At 72.1% G+C, this 15,187-nt stretch carries 14 protein-coding genes; 10 read left to right on the forward strand and 4 right to left on the reverse strand.

The features are described 5' to 3' along the window. Positions 1 to 380 precede the first annotated feature (380 nt). The 4 genes from ACWC24_RS15170 to ACWC24_RS15185 all read left to right on the forward strand — a co-directional run bounded on the left by ACWC24_RS15170 (position 381) and on the right by ACWC24_RS15185 (position 4,463). Positions 381 to 1,094: an LPXTG cell wall anchor domain-containing protein gene (locus ACWC24_RS15170; RefSeq protein ID WP_450663265.1), complete on the forward strand. Its 714-nt coding sequence runs from the start codon at positions 381 to 383 to the stop codon at positions 1,092 to 1,094. Between the two features lie 53 nt (positions 1,095 to 1,147). Beyond that, positions 1,148 to 1,987 carry a hypothetical protein gene (locus ACWC24_RS15175; protein ID WP_450663266.1) on the forward strand — a complete coding sequence of 280 codons (840 nt, stop codon included), beginning with the start codon at positions 1,148 to 1,150 and terminating at the stop codon, positions 1,985 to 1,987. After that, the gene (locus tag ACWC24_RS15180; RefSeq protein WP_450663267.1) at positions 1,984 to 3,147 is read left to right on the forward strand and encodes a hypothetical protein; all 1,164 of its coding nucleotides are present in this window, start codon (positions 1,984 to 1,986) and stop codon (positions 3,145 to 3,147) included. Before ACWC24_RS15175 ends, ACWC24_RS15180 begins: the two co-directional genes overlap by 4 nt. A 74-nt stretch (positions 3,148 to 3,221) precedes the next feature. Further along, complete coding sequence (locus ACWC24_RS15185) at positions 3,222 to 4,463, forward strand: hypothetical protein (RefSeq protein ID WP_450663286.1); 1,242 nt, start codon at positions 3,222 to 3,224, stop codon at positions 4,461 to 4,463. 118 nt (positions 4,464 to 4,581) lie between these two features. On the opposite strand, the gene ACWC24_RS15190 is transcribed toward ACWC24_RS15185, so the two are convergent. Continuing rightward, positions 4,582 to 6,078 (reverse strand): oligopeptide:H+ symporter, encoded by a 1,497-nt coding sequence (locus ACWC24_RS15190; RefSeq protein ID WP_450663268.1) that lies wholly within the window; start codon positions 6,076 to 6,078, stop codon positions 4,582 to 4,584. 564 nt (positions 6,079 to 6,642) lie between these two features. On the opposite strand from ACWC24_RS15190, the gene ACWC24_RS15195 reads away from it, so the two are divergent. Both ACWC24_RS15195 and ACWC24_RS15200 read left to right on the forward strand, forming a co-directional pair. After that, positions 6,643 to 7,320: a response regulator transcription factor gene (locus tag ACWC24_RS15195; RefSeq protein WP_450663269.1), complete on the forward strand. Its 678-nt coding sequence runs from the start codon at positions 6,643 to 6,645 to the stop codon at positions 7,318 to 7,320. Positions 7,321 to 7,367: 47 nt separating this feature from the next. Beyond that, complete coding sequence (locus ACWC24_RS15200; protein ID WP_450663270.1) at positions 7,368 to 8,642, forward strand: ATP-binding protein; 1,275 nt, start codon at positions 7,368 to 7,370, stop codon at positions 8,640 to 8,642. Between the two features lie 105 nt (positions 8,643 to 8,747). Here the strand turns inward: ACWC24_RS15200 and ACWC24_RS15205 are convergent, their stop codons facing one another. Then, positions 8,748 to 9,248: a GtrA family protein gene (locus ACWC24_RS15205; protein WP_450663271.1), complete on the reverse strand. Its 501-nt coding sequence runs from the start codon at positions 9,246 to 9,248 to the stop codon at positions 8,748 to 8,750. Positions 9,249 to 9,445: 197 nt separating this feature from the next. On the opposite strand from ACWC24_RS15205, the gene ACWC24_RS15210 reads away from it, so the two are divergent. Genes ACWC24_RS15210 through ACWC24_RS15220 form a run of 3 tightly spaced genes read left to right on the forward strand, consistent with a single transcriptional unit; the run spans position 9,446 to position 12,293 of the window. Beyond that, positions 9,446 to 10,588 (forward strand): 5-(carboxyamino)imidazole ribonucleotide synthase, encoded by a 1,143-nt coding sequence (locus tag ACWC24_RS15210; RefSeq protein ID WP_450663272.1) that lies wholly within the window; start codon positions 9,446 to 9,448, stop codon positions 10,586 to 10,588. Further along, on the forward strand, positions 10,585 to 11,106 hold the full coding sequence (gene purE / locus ACWC24_RS15215; protein ID WP_450663273.1) for a 5-(carboxyamino)imidazole ribonucleotide mutase: 522 nt from the start codon (positions 10,585 to 10,587) through the stop codon (positions 11,104 to 11,106). The genes ACWC24_RS15210 and purE overlap by 4 nt, the downstream gene beginning before the upstream one ends. A gap of 8 nt (positions 11,107 to 11,114) precedes the next feature. After that, complete coding sequence (locus tag ACWC24_RS15220) at positions 11,115 to 12,293, forward strand: dipeptidase (RefSeq protein ID WP_450663274.1); 1,179 nt, start codon at positions 11,115 to 11,117, stop codon at positions 12,291 to 12,293. Between the two features lie 91 nt (positions 12,294 to 12,384). Here ACWC24_RS15220 and ACWC24_RS15225 read toward each other — a convergent pair whose 3' ends face one another. Continuing rightward, positions 12,385 to 12,744 carry a VOC family protein gene (locus tag ACWC24_RS15225; RefSeq protein WP_450663275.1) on the reverse strand — a complete coding sequence of 120 codons (360 nt, stop codon included), beginning with the start codon at positions 12,742 to 12,744 and terminating at the stop codon, positions 12,385 to 12,387. Between the two features lie 136 nt (positions 12,745 to 12,880). Here ACWC24_RS15225 and ACWC24_RS15230 point away from each other — a divergent pair, with 136 nt between their 5' ends. Next, positions 12,881 to 13,387 carry a CGNR zinc finger domain-containing protein gene (locus tag ACWC24_RS15230; RefSeq protein WP_450663276.1) on the forward strand — a complete coding sequence of 169 codons (507 nt, stop codon included), beginning with the start codon at positions 12,881 to 12,883 and terminating at the stop codon, positions 13,385 to 13,387. Between the two features lie 152 nt (positions 13,388 to 13,539). Here ACWC24_RS15230 and ACWC24_RS15235 read toward each other — a convergent pair whose 3' ends face one another. Next, a complete protein-coding gene (locus ACWC24_RS15235; RefSeq protein WP_450663277.1) occupies positions 13,540 to 14,886 on the reverse strand; it encodes a UDP-glucose dehydrogenase family protein in 1,347 nt (448 codons plus the stop codon). Between the last annotated feature and the right edge of the window lie 301 nt (positions 14,887 to 15,187).

Raw genomic sequence — 15,187 nt, forward strand, 5'->3', positions numbered from 1 at the left:
GGCCCTGCGGCCCTGCGGCCCTGCGGCCCTGCGGCCCTGCGGCCCTGCGGCCCTGCGGCCCTGCGGCCCTGCGGCCCTGCGGCCCTGCGGCCCTGCGGCCCTGGCCGCCTCTCGGGCTCTGCCGGACCTGCGGCCCTGACCGTTCCTCAGGCCCTGGCCGACCCTTGTGGCGCTGACCGCGCCCCAGGCCCTTACCCGAGGTTACCCTCAGGTCGCACCCTCGGGCCCGGATCCCGGTCCGAGCCCTCCGGTCGCTCGCGCGGCCTCCGCTCCGCGTCCGCCGGACCGGCGCAACTCCGGCGTGCTCCTTGTCTTCCCTCCTCGCGGCCCCGGGCGTACCTTGACGGCCCATCTGATGTGCCGTCAGAAACGAGGGGACCGTGTCGTACCAGAAACGAACCGCCGCGTTCGCGTCCGTCGCGGCCCTGGCCGGCTCGGCGGTCCTGCTCGCCGCCCCGGCGGCCCGGGCCGAGGTCGTGAACGTCAACTACCAGTGCAAGACGCCCATCGGTGACAAGAGCGCCGTCTCGCCCATCGACATCAAGGGCGTCAAGAGCGGCAGCGGCTACCGGATCACCATGTCCTGGCAGAAGGGCGTCTCGTCCAGCCCGGTCGAACTGGGCAAGGGCGCGATGAACCCGAGCGCCACCGTCAGGCTGGGCGGCGCCGACAGCGGCACCCTCACCGTCACGGGCGCCGCCAACCAGGCCGCCATCCCGGCCAACACCCCGATAAAGATCAATGACTTGAGCGGCACGTACACCCCGAAGAAGACCGGCAAGGTCACCTTCACGGCGGGCACGCTCACCATCAAGGCGCTCGGTACGACCACCACGTGCACGCCCGCCGACACCCCCGGGCCCTCGCTCACCCTCGACGTGACGGCGGCGGGCGGCGGCACGAGCGGCGGCTCGTCCGGGAGTACGAGCGGGGGCACCCACGGCGACAGCGGTTCCGGTACGGCGCTTCCACAGACCGGGCCCGCGGACTCGGCCGTCGCCCTCGGCACGCTCGGCGGCACGGTGTTCCTGGCCGGCGCGGCGGGCGTGCTGTGGCTGACCCGCCGGAACCAAGCGGCGCGGGTGCGCCGCTGACGGACCGTCGCGACGCCTGCCCGCCGCGCCGCCTCTGCCCGATGGAGCCGCCGATGTCGTACGCCGCCCGTGTCCTGCCCCTGTCCGTCCTGCTGCTGCTGGGCGCCGCGCCCGCCGACGACGGCTGGTCGGCCGCGCCCGCGGGCGGCGGCCGCCCGGCCTTCTACGTGGAGGGCTCGCCCGGTGCCGTCCAGCAGGACACGGTGTCCCTGACCAACCGCGGACGGCGGCCGGTCACCGTACGGCTGCGCGGGACCGGTGTGCCGGTGACGTTCGCCGGTGCCGAGGTGCGTGTCCCCGCCCGCACCCGGGCCGACGTCCCCTTCACGGTGACCGTCCCGGCGGACGCGGCCCCCGGCGACCGCTCCGGCGCGATCGTGGCGCGCGGCGGCGACGGCCGCACGGAGACCGTGCCGCTGCGACTGCGGGTCGGCGGACCCGAGTTGTCCGCGCTGACCGTCGAGCACGTCACCGTGCGCGCCGACCGCATCACCTACGAACTGGTCAACCGCGGCACCACGGTGCTCGCCCCGCGGCTGGCGGTGCGCGCGGACGGCGTGTTCGGCCGCCGGCTCCTGGACCGCGCCCCGCGCGCCCTGCCCGTCGAACTGCCCCCGGGACGCCGGCTGAAGCTCAGCGAACCCTGGCCCGGCCGACCCGTCCTCGACGCGGTGGACGTGACACTGACCGCGACGGCGGCGGGCGGCGCCCGGGACACGGCGAGCGGGTCGGCGCGGTTCGTGCCCTGGGGCGCGGTCGGCGGGACGGCGGGCGCCGCGGGGGCGGCCGCCGCCGGACTTCTCGTCGTACGGCGGCGCCGGGTTCGTACGGCGGGCCGCTCCGTGGCGCGGCGGCCGGGTACGCGGGCCGAGTCGACGGGAGGGCTGCGGTGAGCGGCAGACAGCGGATCGGGGTGCTGGTGGTGGCGTTCGCGGCGCTGCTCCTGCTGACCCCCACGGCACCGGCGACGGCCGCCGGGCCCACCGTCCGACTGTCGCGGGCGCAGGCCGGAACCGGCGGTTCGATCACCGTCAGTGGCAGCGGCTGGCGGTCGCATGCCTTGCTGATGCTGCTGGTGTGCGGTCAGTCGGCGCCCTCGCGGGGCGTGCTCGGCGGCACCAACTCCTGCGCGAACGCCGACGGGCGGGCCGTCACCACCGACGCCGACGGCCGCTTCAGCCGCGTGCTGCCGGTGACCGAACCGCCGGTGCCGTGCCCGTGCGTGGTGCATGTGGCCACCGTGACCGGCGCGAAGGCGCAGGCCGACGCGGTCCTGCGGGTGGCCGGGCATCCGGTGCGGGCGCTGCCCGCGCGGACCGACGGCGGACGGCTGTCCGTCCTCACCGACATCCGGCTCGACGGATCGAGCGGCGTGCTGACCTGGTTCGGCGCCCCGCCCTCGCGCACCCTGGTCCTCACCGTCGGCAACGTCGGCTCCGACGCCGTGACGGACCCGGTCTTCCGGGTGGGTGTCTCCCACGGGGTGTTCGCCCCGCAGTGGGACGAGCAGCAGTGGCGGGGCACCCTCGCGCCCGGCGGGAAGGCACGGATCAGGCTGCCGGTCGAGCTCTCCGCCGGGGCGCACGGCGACTACACCGTCACCCTCGCGTACGGCGGCCGGGTCCTCGGCGAGCAGCCGTGGGGCGTCGGCCGCCCCTGGGGCGTGACCCTGTTCTGGATCCTGCTCTGCGTGGTCGTACCGGTGGCGGTGTTCCGCATCGGGATGGCGGTGGTGGACCGCGTCCGGCCGCACCGGCCACGGCACCCGCGCCGGGCGCACCGCGGCCGGTCTCCCGGCCCGGCGACCCGCCTCCCGTGGCTGCCGGGGCTGCGCCGCGGCGACCGCACGGACGCGCCGGACGGGCCGGACACACCGGACGCGCAGGACGGGTCGTACGCGACCGGCACGACCGCCGCTGAGCCCGCCCCGACCTCGACCCTGCCGTGGTTCACCCCGGACTCCGCTCCGGACCCGGCGGCCGGTCGGCTCTCCGCACCGCACGACGACAACCCGGCGAGTCCTACGACTCCCGTCACGAAGGGACCCACGTGAGCATGCGAAGGAGAGTCACACCGGTCGGCCGCCCCGGCGGCATGCGCAGAGCCGGGGCGGCGGGGGCCGCGTTGATGCTGGGCGGGGCGGGACTCCTGCTGGGTGTGGCGGCGGCGCCCGCCCAGGCCGCCGAGGTGTCGTTCGCGACGCACTGCGTGCCGCCCGCCGGTCTCGACCCCGTGGACGGCACCACCAAGGTCGAGATCACCGCGCCGGCCACCGCGAAGGTGGGTGACACGGTCGACGTGGTGTGGAAGTTCGTCCAGGCCGCGTCGAAGAACCCCGACATCATCGACCTGCCCGCGAACTCCGTGCAGCCGTCGGGCACGCTCAAGGCGGCCGGTGCGCAGAGCGCAGACATCGCGATGCAGGGGCCGCGCGAGAACCCGGCGATCCCCAAGGGCGCCGCCATGGTGCTGTCCGACATGAAGGGCACCCTGAAGCTCACGACGGCGGGGACGGTGACGCTGACCCCGGGCGCCTACACCGTCAACGCCATGTCGACGGACACCAGGTGCACCCCGACGTCGACGGTGCCGCAGGCGGCGACCATCGAGGTGTCGGCGGGGGGCGGGGGCACGTCGAGCCCCTCGTCCAGCGCGACCGTGACGCCCTCGGGCTCCCCGTCGGACACGGCGTCCCCGACCGGGTCCGCCTCGGCCTCCGCGTCCGCCTCGGCGAGCGACGGCACCGGGCAGACCGACTTCACCGGCAAGCAGGTGCAGGTCCCGTACGCGTGCAAGACGCCCATCGGTGACAAGAACGCCACCTCGGCCGTGCAGATCGACGCGAAGAAGGACGGCGGGAGCTTCGCGCTCACGGTGAAGTTCGGGCAGTCGGTGATGGACAGCCCCGCGGACATCCCGGCGGGCTCGGTCAAGCCGTCGATGGAGGTCGTGCTCGGCGGTGCCGACCACGGCACGGTGCACGTGGAGGGCCCGCTCAACGCGGACGTGATCAAGTCGGGCGACCCGATCGAGATCCCCGACCTGACCGGCACCTACAAGCCGGGCGCGAGCGGTGAGTCGACGCTGTCCCCGGGCGTGCTGACGATCGAGGCCCTCGGTACGACCACGACCTGCACGCCGACGTCGTCCGAGGTCTCCCTGACCCTGGACACCACCGAGCAGGCGAGCGGCGCGTCCGGGTCCACCGGCTCCGGCACCACCTCCTCCGGCAGCACCTCCACCGGCGGTCTCGCGGAGACGGGCGCGGGCGACCACGGCGCCCTGAAGGCCCTCGGCCTGGTCGCGGGGACGGCGGTCCTGCTGGGCGGCGCGGTGTTCACGTTCATGCCGCGCCGACGCACGCGGTAGGGCGCCGGGTCCGCCCCGGTACGCGCGAGGGCCGCCGCACCCCGGTGGGGGTGCGGCGGCCCTCGCGCGAATCAGCTCCGGCCGGACGCCGGTGGACGTCGGTGGCCTCGGGGGGACGTCAGTGGACGTCGCCCATGAGCTCCTTGACCTTCTTGCGGTACATCCACACCGCGACACCCGCGGCGACCGCGAGGGCGGCCTGGAAGGTCACGATGCCCGTCTTGTTGAGGTCGACCCCGGCGATGGAGAGCAGGCCGGTCGTGGCGTCACCGGCGGTGACGGCCAGGAACCAGACACCCATCATCTGGGAGGCGTACTTCGCGGGCGCCATCTTCGTGGTGACCGACAGGCCCACGGGGGAGAGGGTCAGCTCACCGACGGTCTGGACGAAGTAGATCGCCACCAGCCACATGGCGGCCGCCTTGTGACCGCCGTCGGCGATCGCCAGCGGGGCGAGGAACAGGAAGAACGACGCGCCGATCAGAACCAGGCCCATGGCGAACTTCACCGCGGTGCTCGGCTCCTTGCCGCGCCGGGCGAGCGCCAGCCACGCCCAGGCGAAGACCGGGGCCAGCGCCATGATCATGACCGGGTTGACCGACTGGTACCAGGAGACCGGGAAGTCCCAGCCGAAGATGGTGTTCTTCGCCGAGGAGTCGGCGAACAGGGACACCGTGGAGCCGCCCTGGTCGTAGATCATCCAGAACACGGCCGCGGCGACGAAGAACCAGATGTACGCGGACATCTTCGACTGCTCGGTGCGGTCGAGGTCCTTGTCCCGCTTGATACGGGCGATGACCATGACCGGGATGATCAGGCCGGCGATGGTGATCGGGACCAGCAGCCAGTTCAGCGTGTAGTGGCCGGAGACGACGACGACCGTGTAGAAGACGGCCGCGACGGCCGCCCACAGGGCCGACTTGCGCAGCGTGGCGGACTTCTCGGCGGGGGACAGCGGCGTGGGGACGACGCTCGACTGGGCGTCGAGGTGACGGCTGCCGAGCAGGTACTGGGCGAGACCCAGCGCCATGCCGAGCGCGGCGAGCGCGAAGCCCAGGTGCCAGTTGACGTTCTCACCGACGGTGCCGATGACCAGCGGCGCGGCGAACGCGCCGAGGTTGATGCCGATGTAGAAGAGCGTGAAGCCACCGTCACGACGGGCGTCGTCGGCACCCTTGTAGAGGTGGCCGACCATCGTGGAGATGTTGGACTTCAGCAGACCGGAACCGATCGCGACCAGGCCGAGGCCCGCGAAGAAGGTGCCGGACGAGGGCAGGGCCAGGGTGAGGTGTCCCAGCATGATGACCAGGCCGGCGACGGCGACGGTCTTGCGGGGGCCGAGGACCCGGTCCGCGAACCAGCCGCCGGGGAGGGCGAGCAGGTACACGAGGGACAGGTACACCGAGTAGATGGCCGTGGCGGTGGCCGCGCTCATGTGCAGGCCCCCCGGTGCCACCAGGTACAGCGGGAGCAGGGCCTTCATGCCGTAGTAGGAGAAACGCTCCCACATCTCGGTCATGAAGAGAGTGGCCAGTCCGCGGGGGTGGCCGAAGAAGGTCTTCTCGGAGCCGGGGGTGCCCGGACGGACCGAATCCTTCGTCAGGCTGGACGCCATTGGTCGTTCCTTGCTGCTCGGGACGCGCGCGCTGCTGGAGCGTCGCGACGCCCGGTGGGGGGCGGCCGGCACCGGCGGTCCTGTCATGTCCGCCCCACGCCCACAGGGGGGTCCGCTCCGGATCACGGAGCGGTGGACGGCGACCACCGGGATCCACGCCTCTACGCGCGTCGATGCGCTGAGAGGCCCGGCCACAGGTCATTCCTTCTGGAGGCTGGCGCGGCCAGCCCGCACATGGAAGAGACCCTCAGCGTTCGAACTACTCGCCAAAGGTCCCCGCAGTGCTAGAGGCGTTGATTCACCATACTTCAGGACAGTGCCTGATATGGAAGGACTTGAGACCGGGATCACAGGCGATCTTGGAACCATTCACGTTCATTCGAAGGCCGGCGTGCCGATCCAAGGATGACATCTTCTGTACCCGGACCCGTAACAAGATCGCGGGCGCGTCCGGGGAAGTTCGCGTGAGGGCCGATCCCCGGCGATGTCCGGCATGTCCCTCGGTAAGAAACCGCAAGGGCGATCACACCTCGGCGGCCGTCCGGGGCGGACTACCATCACCTCATGACCCGTGTACTGCTCGCCGAGGACGACGCGTCCATCTCGGAGCCGCTGGCCCGCGCACTGCGCCGGGAAGGGTACGAGGTCGAGGTGCGTGAGGACGGCCCCACCGCGCTCGACGCAGGAATGCAGGGCGGCGTCGACCTGGTCGTGCTGGACCTGGGCCTGCCCGGCATCGACGGCCTGGAGGTGGCCCGCCGGCTGCGCGCCGAGGGCCACGCCGTGCCCATCCTCATCCTGACCGCGCGCGCCGACGAGGTGGACACCGTCGTCGGTCTCGACGCGGGCGCCGACGACTACGTCACCAAGCCGTTCCGACTCGCCGAACTGCTCGCCCGGGTCCGCGCCCTGCTGCGGCGCGGCGCCGCCGAGCCGCAGCAGCCGCCCGCCACCCACGGCGTGCGCATCGACGTCGAGTCGCACCGCGCGTGGATGGGCGACGAGGAACTCCAGCTCACCGCCAAGGAGTTCGACCTGCTGCGGGTGCTGGTCCGGGACGCGGGCCGGGTCGTCACCCGCGACCAGTTGATGCGCGAGGTCTGGGACACCACCTGGTGGTCGTCGACCAAGACCCTCGACATGCACATCTCCTGGCTGCGCAAGAAGCTCGGCGACGACGCGGCCAACCCCCGCTACATCGCGACGGTACGAGGCGTGGGCTTCCGCTTCGAGAAGAGCTGAGCCCGCGTCCCCCGGGTGACGCGTCCGCGTTTGTTAGGTAAGAGGTCATGCGCCGCCGACTGATCCAGTCCACGCTCGCCGTGGTGCTCGTCGTCATCGCCGTCTTCGGCGTGTCCCTGGTGATCGTCGAGACCCGGACGATCAGCAACAGCGCCCAGGAACGAGTGGACTCCGAGGCGCTGCGGCTGGCCAGCATCGTGGACAGCCGGCTGCTCGGCGAGGAGACCGTCACCGCGGGGATACTGCGCGGCCAGGTCGCCCAGGAGCGCTACGCCCGCATCGTGATGCCCGGCCAGCGCCCGATCGAGATCGGCACCCGGCCGGCCGGCGAGGTGATCCGCTCCACCGCCAAGGGCGAGGAGGGCGAGACGGTCACGGTCGAGGAGCCGCGCTCGTCCGTGACCCGGGAGGTCGGCCGCACTCTGCTGATCATCGGGGCGGTGGCGCTGCTGGCCGTGGTGGCCGCGGTCCTCCTCGCGGTCCGCCAGGCCAACCGTCTCGCCTCACCGCTCACCGACCTCGCGGAGACCGCCGAGCGGCTCGGCTCGGGCGACCCGCGCCCCCGGCACAAGCGGTACGGCGTCCCCGAGCTGGACCGGGTCGCGGACGTCCTCGACGCCTCCGCCGAGCGCATCGGCCGGATGCTCACCGCCGAGCGGCGCCTGGCGGCCGACGCCTCCCACCAGCTCCGTACGCCGCTGACCGCGCTGTCCATGCGGCTGGAGGAGATCACCCTCACCGACGACCCGGACATCGTGAAGGAGGAGGCGACCATCGCGCTGACGCAGGTGGAGCGCCTGACGGACGTGGTGGAGCGGCTGCTGACCAACGCCCGGGACCCGCGTACCGGCTCGGCGGTCTCCTTCGACCTCGACGAGGTCATCCAGCAGCAGCTCGCGGAGTGGCGTCCGGCGTACCGCAGCGCGGGCCGCGCCATCGTCAGCTCGGGCAAGCGCCATCTGCGGGCCGTGGGCACGCCCGGCGCGGTGGCCCAGGTGCTGGCGGCGCTGATCGAGAACTCGCTCATGCACGGCGGGGGCACGGTCGCCCTGCGCACCCGGGTCACCGGCAACCAGGCGGTCATCGAGGTGACGGACGAGGGACCGGGCGTCCCGGCCGATCTGGGGGCGCGGATCTTCGAGCGGACGATCAGCGGCCGCAACTCGACGGGCATCGGCCTCGCCGTGGCCCGTGACCTCGCGGAGGCGGACGGCGGCCGCCTTGAGATGCTCCAGGCGCAGCCGCCGGTCTTCGGCCTGTTCCTGTCGCGTACGCCGCTGAAGCGCACGCTCGTGACGGAGGACGAGCCGACGGTCCGCTAGGGCCTGTCCGGCGGTTCTGCGAGGCGCCGGCGGTTCTGCGAGGCGCCGGCGAGTCTGCGTGGCGCCGGCGGGTCTGCGTGGCGCCTGCCGGGTCGGCTCACCCGCTCAGCCCACCCGCTGGGTCCGCGTCTTCTTCGACTCCGCCTTCAGCAGCGACTCCGCGTCCGCGACGGCCTCCCGCGCGGGCAGCGTCCGGAACACCCACGAGCGGTACGACCAGAACCGGAACAGCGTGGCGACGCCGATGCCGATGAACTTGAAGACGTTGCTCTGCAGCGGGCTGTCCCAGCCGAACCCGTACGTCGCCGCGTACAGCACACCGTTCTCGATCACGAGACCGACCGCGCTGAACAGCAGGAAAAGGGTCAGCTCCCGGGTGCGGCCGGTGCGGTCGCGGTCCCGGTACGTGAAGTAGCGGAAGCCCAGGTAGTTGAAGATGATGGCGACGATCGTGGCGATGACACTGGCCCGCACGACGGGCAGATCCGTCGCGTGGCGCACCAGGTTGAACACACCCAGATTGACCAGAAGCCCCGCGCCGCCGACGGCGCCGAACTTCGCGACCTCGCGCACGAGTCGTCGCAGCCCCGAGGAACCGTGTTCCATGGCTGTGCGTGCCCCCGTCCGGGTCGGTTTACGTCAACCCAGCCATGCTAACCGGCCCCCTGCGGGCTTTCCTGTGGACGGGCCCACCGGCCGGGAACAGCTTGGAAAGAACCCGTAAAACGCCCGGTATGAGACGGGAAAGCCGTCGGTAAGAGGCACGGAATCGGCCGTCCGGGCGTGGCCGATACCCTAGGGGCGTGACGTTCCCGGTAGTCGGCATGGTCGGCGGTGGCCAGCTCGCTCGTATGACACACGAGGCAGGCATTCCGCTCGGCATCAGGTTCAAGCTCCTCAGTGACACCCCTCAGGATTCCGCGGCACAGGTCGTGAGCGACGTCGTCATCGGCGACTATCGCGATCTGGACACGCTGCGCGCGTTCGCCCGTGGGTGCGATGTGATCACCTTCGATCACGAACATGTGCCCACCGAGCACCTCAGGGCCCTGGAGGCGGACGGCATCCCCGTCCGTCCGGGCCCCGACGCGCTCGTGCACGCCCAGGACAAGGGCGTGATGCGGGCCAGACTCGACGCGATCGGTGTGCCGTGCCCGCGGCACCGCATCGTCTCCGATCCGCAGGACGTGGCCGCCTTCGCGGCCGAGAGCGGGGGAGGTTTTCCTGTCGTGCTCAAGACCGTCCGCGGCGGGTACGACGGCAAGGGCGTGTGGGTCGTGGACTCCGTGGAGGAGGCCGCCGAACCCTTCCGGGCCGGTGTCCCGGTCCTCGCGGAGGAGAAGGTCGACTTCGTGCGGGAGCTGGCGGCGAACGTCGTGCGCTCCCCGCACGGCCAGGCGGTCGCCTACCCCGTGGTGGAGTCCCGCCAGGTGAACGGGGTCTGCGACACGGTCATCGCCCCCGCCCCCGACCTCGACCCGGCCGTGGGCCTGAAGGCCGAGGAGATGGCGCTGCGCATCGCCAAGGAACTCGGCGTCGTCGGCCACCTCGCCGTCGAGCTGTTCCAGACCCGGGACGGCCGGATACTCGTCAACGAACTCGCCATGCGCCCGCACAACTCGGGCCACTGGACACAGGACGGCGCGATCACGTCCCAGTTCGCCAACCACGTCCGGGCCGTGCTCGACCTGCCGCTGGGCGACCCGCGTCCGCGCGCGCCGTGGACGGTCATGGTCAACGTCCTGGGCGGCGACTACCCGGACATGTACGCGGCGTACCTGCACTGCATGGCCCGCGACCCCCGGCTGAAGATCCACATGTACGGCAAGGACGTGAAGCAGGGCCGCAAGGTCGGTCACGTCAACACCTACGGCGACGACCTCGACGACGTGCTGGAGCGCGCCCGTCACGCAGCCGGCTACCTGAGAGGCACGATCACCGAATGAGCCCTGTCGTAGGCATCGTCATGGGGTCGGACTCCGACTGGCCCGTCATGGAGGCCGCAGCCCAGGCCCTCGACGAGTTCGAGATCGGCTACGAGGTCGACGTCGTCTCCGCGCACCGGATGCCGCGCGAGATGATCACGTACGGCGAGCAGGCCGCCGACCGGGGCATCAAGGTGATCATCGCGGGCGCCGGCGGCGCCGCCCACCTGCCCGGGATGCTGGCCTCGGTCACCCCGCTGCCGGTCATCGGAGTCCCGGTGCCGCTGAAGTACCTCGACGGCATGGACTCGCTGCTGTCGATCGTGCAGATGCCGGCCGGTGTGCCGGTCGCGACCGTCTCCGTCGCCGGCGCCCGCAACGCCGGTCTGCTCGCGGCCCGCATCCTCGCCACCCACGACGAGGACCTGCTCACCCGGATGCGCGAGTTCCAGCAGGAGCTGAACGACCAGGCCACGGAGAAGGGCAAGCGGCTGCGCGCCAAGGTCGAGGGCACGGCCGGCTTCGGCTTCGGGAAGTGAGCGCGCGGATGACGTCCCTCGAAGAGGCCCGCGCGCTGCTCGCCGAGTTCCCGGTCGTGGACGGTCACAACGACCTGCCCTGGGCCCTGCGCGAGCAGGTCCGCTACGACCTGGACGCCCGCGACATCGCCGCCCCGCAGAGCGCCCACCTGCACACCGACATCCCCCGCCTGCGCGAGGGCGGGGTCGGCGCGCAGTACTGGTCGGTGTACGTCCGCTCGGACCTGCCCGACGCGGTGCCCTCGACGCTGGAGCAGATCGACTGCGTACGGCAGCTGCTCGACCGCCACCCGGCGGACCTGCGCCGGGCGCTGACCGCGGCCGACATGGAGGCCGCGCGCGCCGAGGGCCGTATCGCCTCGCTCATGGGGGCGGAGGGCGGCCACTCGATCGCCAACTCCCTCGGCACCCTGCGCGGGCTCTACGACCTCGGTGTGCGCTATCTGACCCTCACCCACAACGACAACGTGGCCTGGGCGGACTCGGCGACCGACAAGCCCGCGGTCGGCGGACTGTCCGCGTTCGGCCGCGAGGTGGTCCGGGAGATGAACCGCCTGGGCATGCTCGTCGACCTCTCCCATGTGGCGGCGACGACCATGCGCGACGCGCTGGACACCTCGTCCGCGCCGGTGATCTTCTCGCACTCCTCGGCCCGGGCCGTCTGCGACCACCCGCGCAACATCCCGGACGACGTGCTGGAGCGGCTGCCCGCCAACGGCGGCGTCGCGATGGTGACGTTCGTGCCGAAGTTCGTGCTCCAGGCGGCGGTGGACTGGACGGTCGCCGCCGACGCGAACATGCGTGCGCACGGCTTCCACCACCTCGACACCACGGCCGAGGCCATGCGGGTGCACCGGGCCTTCGAGGAGGACAACCCGCGGCCGGTCGCCACGGTCGCGACGGTCGCCGATCACCTCGACCACATGCGCGAGGTCGCCGGGATCGACCACCTCGGCATCGGCGGCGACTACGACGGCACGGCGTTCACCCCCGACGGCCTGAACGACGTCTCCGGCTACCCCAACCTGATCGCCGAACTCCTCGACCGCGGCTGGTCCAGGTCCGACCTGGCCAAGCTGACCTGGCAGAACTCGGTACGGGTACTGGGCGCGGCGGAGGACGTGTCCCGCGAGCTGCGGGTCACCCGCGCGCCGTCCAACGCGACGATCGAGTCGCTGGACGGCTGACCGGACGACTCGTCCGGCAGCTGACGGAACGGAGCGGGGCGGCCGACACGGCCGCCCCGCTCCCGCATTTCTGCCGGATCCCGTACCGGTACTAGGCCCGGCAGAGGCAGAACGGGTGCCCCGCCGGGTCCGCGTACACCCGGAAGCTGCGCGAGCGGTCGTCGGCGTCCAGGGTGCGGGCACCGAGCCTCAGGACCTCCTGCTCGGCCGTGTCCAGGTCGTCGACGGTCAGGTCCAGGTGGAACTGCTGCGACCCGTCGGGCGAGGGCCACTTCGGCGGCACGTACCCGGGAGCGGCCTGGAACGCCAGGGCCTGGGTGCCGTCGATCCTCAGGTCGATCCAGTCCTCCTGCTCCTCCAGGGTGCCGCCGAGCAGCGCGGCGTAGAAACCGGCCAGGGCGCGGGGGTCGGGACAGTCCAGGACGACGGTGTCCAGCTTGGCGAGAGCCATGACTTCCTCCTCGATCGGCGTTACCTGTAGAGACGAGTAACCGGTAACCGTTACCTCATGCTGCCGCACAGGAGGTAACGTCACAAGGGAAATACCGGGAGCCGGAGGTGGCGCGCCGCCATGAGTGGGAGCCGCCATGACTGAGAGATCGCCCGCGCCGGGCGGCCTGGCGCTGATCGAGTCCCTGGTGAACACGCTGGACCTCGGGACCGGCGCCGACACGCTCGACACGCCCGACGGCAGAGCGCGCTTCGGACTCGCCGTCGACGACCTGGCGGACGCCCGTGACCTGCGCGAGTCCCTGCGCGCCGCGCTGCTCGCCCACGCGGGCCATCCGCCGCACCACGAGGTGAGCGACCTGGGGGCCCTGCTGGCGGCGGCGCCGCTGTACGTGACGGTGGACGCCCTGGACGGCTCCGCGCGGCTGGTCCCCGGCGCCGGGGCGCCCCTGCGGTCCCGGATCGCGGCCGCCGTGGCGGACTCCCTGGTCGCGGGCACCTGGACCCGGCTGAAGGCCTGCGAGGACGTGACCTGCCACTGGGCCTACTACGACCGCAGCCCGGCCGGCCGGGCCCGCTGGTGCTCGATGTCGGTGTGCGGGGCCCGCGCGAAGATGCGCCGGTACCGGGCCAAGGGCGGCTGAGGGCCGTCCCGGGGCGGCGCGTGCGGCCCCGGACGGTGACGCACAGGAATTTCTTACGTCACGTGCGGGCCGGGTGCGGCAGAATGCAACGGTACGCCGGTTCGGCCGACTGAGCCTCGGCCGAACCGGCGTCGCCCCGTGTTCCGTCCCGGTCAGGCGGTCGGACGCCCCATCGCCCGGTAGGTCCAGCCGGCCTTCCGCCACAGCTCGGGGTCGAGGGCGTTGCGCCCGTCGAGGATCAGCCGGGCCTTGGCGACCTCGCCGAGCCGCGCCGGGTCCAGCTCGCGGAACTCGCGCCACTCGGTCAGGTGCAGGACGACATCGGCGCCCCGTACGGCCTCCAGCGCCGAGTCGGCGTAGCCGAGCGTGGGGAAGACCCGCCGGGCGTTCTCCATGCCCTTGGGGTCGTAGACGGTCACCTGGCCGCCCTGGAGGTGTATCTGACCGGCGACGTTCAGCGCGGGCGAGTCCCGGACGTCGTCGGAGTCGGGCTTGAAGGTGGCGCCGAGCACGGCGACCCGCTTGCCCAGGAAGGAACCGCCGCCCAGCGCCTGGCGGGCCAGCTCCACCATCTGCCCGCGCTGGCGCATGTTGATGGAGTCGATCTCGCGCAGGAAGGTCAGCGCCTGGTCGGCGCCGAGCTCGCCGGCCCGCGCCATGAAGGCCCGGATGTCCTTGGGCAGGCACCCGCCGCCGAAGCCGATCCCGGCCCGCAGGAACTTCTTGCCGATCCGGTCGTCGTGCCCGATCGCCTCCGCCAGCTTGACCACGTCGCCGCCCGCGGCCTCGCACATCTCCGCCATCGCGTTGATGAAGGAGATCTTGGTGGCGAGGAAGGAGTTCGCGGAGGTCTTCACGAGCTCGGCGGTGGGGAAGTCGGTGACGACGAACGGCGAGCCCTCCCCGACGGGGGTGGCGTACACCTGCCGCAGCAGCTTCTCGGCCCGCTCGCTGCGCACGCCCACCACGATCCGGTCGGGGTGCAGGGTGTCCTGGACGGCGAAGCCCTCGCGCAGGAACTCCGGGTTCCAGGCCAGCTCGGCGTCCGCGCCGGCCGGTGCGAGTCCGGCGACCATGCGGGCCAGCCGGTCGGCGGAGCCGACGGGCACGGTGGACTTGCCGACCACGAGGGCGGGCCTGGTCAGGTGTGGCGCGAGGGAGGAGAGGGCAGACTCGACGTACGACATGTCGCAGGCGTACTCGCCGTGCTTCTGCGGCGTGTTCACACACACGAAGTGGACGTCGCCGAACGCCCCGACCTCGGCCCAGTCCTGGGTGAAGCGCAGGCGGCCGGTGGTGCCCTCGAACCCCGCGACGTGCCGGCGCAGCAGTTCCTCGAGCCCCGGCTCGTACATCGGGGTCTCGCCCCGCTCCAGCATCTCGATCTTCTCGCGCACCACGTCGAGCGCGAGCACCTCGAAGCCGAGCTCGGCCATGGCCGCGGCGTGCGTGGCGCCGAGATAACCGGTGCCGATCACGGTGATCCTGAGGGCGGCCATGCAGTGCTCCTGGGGTGTACGGCGTCGATACGCGCTGGGCGGTGCCGCCCGAGCATAGTCGGGGCGTGCCGCGCCTCTTCAACGGGCGGATTCCCTCCTGTCGCCAAGCTCACGTATCTGTCCGGTGGGCGGGCCCCTAAAATTTGAGTTACTTAACGGTAGTTAGCGCAGTTCCCTTGGAGCGTGAGAGACCTTGGCCGGATCGGCTGACTTCGACCTGTACCGCCCGTCCGAGGAGCACGACATGCTCCGTGACGCGATCCGTTCGCTGGCCGAGGCGAAGATAGCCCCGTTCGCGGCC

The organism is Streptomyces sp. NPDC001443 (assembly GCF_053597355.1).